The organism is Bradyrhizobium sp. SUTN9-2, from assembly GCF_003122645.1.
Classification (GTDB): Bacteria; Pseudomonadota; Alphaproteobacteria; order Rhizobiales; family Xanthobacteraceae; genus Bradyrhizobium; species Bradyrhizobium yuanmingense.
In genome coordinates this window covers 1-2,637 of sequence record NZ_LAXE01000001.1, presented here as the reverse complement: position 1 = coordinate 2,637, position 2,637 = coordinate 1, and the positions used below count along the sequence as shown (strand labels likewise).

1 protein-coding gene is annotated in these 2,637 nt (G+C 61.8%); it reads left to right on the top strand.

What is annotated here, in order from left to right:
- Positions 1–522: 522 nt before the first annotated feature.
- Positions 523–2,625, top strand: a complete 2,103-nt coding sequence (locus XF30_RS00005) for a recombinase family protein (RefSeq protein ID WP_109141569.1) — start codon at positions 523–525, stop codon at positions 2,623–2,625.
- Positions 2,626–2,637: the final 12 nt, after the last annotated feature.

Here is a 2,637-nt window from a genome sequence, read left to right as displayed (position 1 = left end):
TCGCCGAACACGGCAGAGTACCCCTATTTTGGAACGTGTCGTGTCTCACGTCACGATCACCGACCCGCATCATTTTTTGTTCGGGCACAGGCTTGAGGTGCTGAAGGAGCGGTCGGGGCGCGGTCCCGCCTACGTCGTTGTCGGGCTGCCGGACGGACGGCGGCGGGGGGTTCGGATCGCGTCGACGGACCTTGCCGAGACGTCGATCGCTTTCCGCCCGAACAGGGCCGATCTGCCGCGCATCAGTGTACGTACGCTGATCCCATTGATGCAACATTTGAGGGCGAGTCTGAGCCTTCTCGACGAGAAGGTGATTCGCGATGACCCACCGACCACTCCCAGGTCGCGTTGCGTATCGACCCCTGCCCACGTTGGCAAATCCACCCGGCCGTCGGACGGCCAACATTCCGCGCCTGTGGCCGAATCTGTCGCCCGCGACGCAAACCCAGATTGCTCAAACAATCGCCGCGTTGATGCGGCGAATGCAAGCGATCCCCGGCACGCCCGGAAGGGGACTGGGTCGTGCTGATCAGTTCGACCGTCGCTGACGAGCGGCTCACGACCGCACACCGGGCCAAGTTGGCCTATGTCTACGTGCGGCAGTCATCCGTGAACCAGGTGCGCCAGCATCAGGAGAGCACGGAGTTGCAGTACCGCCTCGTCGATCGCGCCATCGGTCTGGGCTGGCCGCCTGAGCGCGTCCAGGTGATTGACGAGGATCTGGGCAAATCCGGTGCTGGCGGCGTGGATCGTCATGGTTTCCAGAAGCTCATTGCCGAGATCGGCCTTGGCAACGCCGGTCTGGTGGTGAGCCTCGACGCTTCTCGCCTGGCCCGCAATAACCGGGACTGGCATCAGCTTCTCGAACTGTGCTCGGTGTTCGGCGTGATCATTGCGGATGGCGAACGGCTTTACGATCCACGCGCCTATCACGACCGCCTGCTGTTGGGCTTATCCGGCATCATGAGTGAGGCGGAGTTGCATCAGCTTCGGATGCGCCTGCACCAAGGCGAACGCCAAAAGGCGGCGCGGGGCGAACTGCGGCTACCGCTGCCAGGCGGGCTCGCCTATGATCGAGCGGGCACAATTGTTCTCAATCCCGACGAGGAGGTGCAGGCCCGTCTTCATCTCGTGTTTGCCAAATTCCGGGAACTGCAAAGCGCTCGCCGTGTGATGCGGTACCTGGACCGGAACGGATTGTCCTTGCCGGTTCGACCACTGCTTGGACCATCTCCACACGAGATCGTCTGGCGTGCGCCAGATAGTGCACGCGTCCTTAATATCCTTCAGAATCCGGCCTATGCTGGGGCGTATGTTTATGGCCGCCGGCAAAAGGATCCGAGCCGATGCCGGCCGGGATCGCTGACGGGAACGGTCAAGGTAGCGATCGGCGATTGGGCGGTTTGCCTCCACGCCGCTCACCCAGGCTATATCAGCTGGGAGGAGTTCATGGCCAACCAGGGGCGACTGGCAGATAACGTCTGCCGCTATGAGGCAGGACATTCTGGCGTACCGCGCAAGGGGGCAGCCCTGTTACAGGGAATTGCGGTCTGCGGTCGTTGTGGACGGCGCATGAGCATGCGCTACACGGGCCCGAATGCCGACTATCCGGTCTATTGCTGCCGCTCGGATCGGGACCAGCAAGGCAGTGCAATGTGCCAGGAAGTCCGAGCCTTGGCGGTTGACACGCTGGTTGAACGGATAGTCCTCGATGCCCTGGTGCCGGATCAGATTGAGATCGCACTCGCAGCCGCGGGCCAAATGGAGCAGGAGAGCCATCAACTCGAGCGCCAGTGGGCGCTTCGCGTGGAGCGCGCCCGCTACGATGCCGAGCGCGCTCGGCGCCAGTATGACGCCGTAGAGCCCGAGAACCGTCTTGTGGCGCGCTCACTTGAGCGGGCTTGGGAAGAGAGGCTGCGTGCCGTCGAGGCGGTCGAGCAGGAGCATGCGCGTTGGCGCGTGCAAGAGCCGCTTCTGATTGGCCCGGCGGAATGCGCAGGGCTACAAGCGCTCGGCGAGAGTCTGCCGCGGATTTGGAACGCGGCCACCACGTCGGCAGCCGATCGCAAGCGCATTCTGCGATTTGTGATCCGCGAAGTCGTTCTTGATCAGAAGCGGACCCGAGGTCAGGTATGGTTCAAGATCGTGTGGTGGACCGGTGCAACCAGCGAGCATCACGTGCAACGGCGTGTTCATACCTACCGCGACTACATCGACGTTGATCGATTGCGGCAACGGATCATCGAGTTGAACGCTGAACACAAAATGGACGGCGAGATCGCGGCAATACTCAATCAGGAAGGCTTCGTCGCGGCGCGAGGCTGCGCCTTCAAAGGCGAGAACGTCTGGCTGTTGCGGACTCGCTGGGGCATTCCTACCGTCAAAATCAACGGCGTGGACAAGAATCCGATACGCTGGCCCGATGGGAGCTTCTCAATTCAGGGCGCAGCGGCTGAGCTTGGAGTAACCCCGCAAACAGTGTTCGACTATCTCGCGCGGGGATTGTTGGTAGGTCGTCAGTTAGCCAAAGGCCAGCCATGGCAGATCGAGCTCTCAGACGACCAAATCCGTCAGCTTCGTAATCGAGTACGACGCACCAAGCGTTCGAGGAAGGAGGCATCATGAAGTCATCGGCTC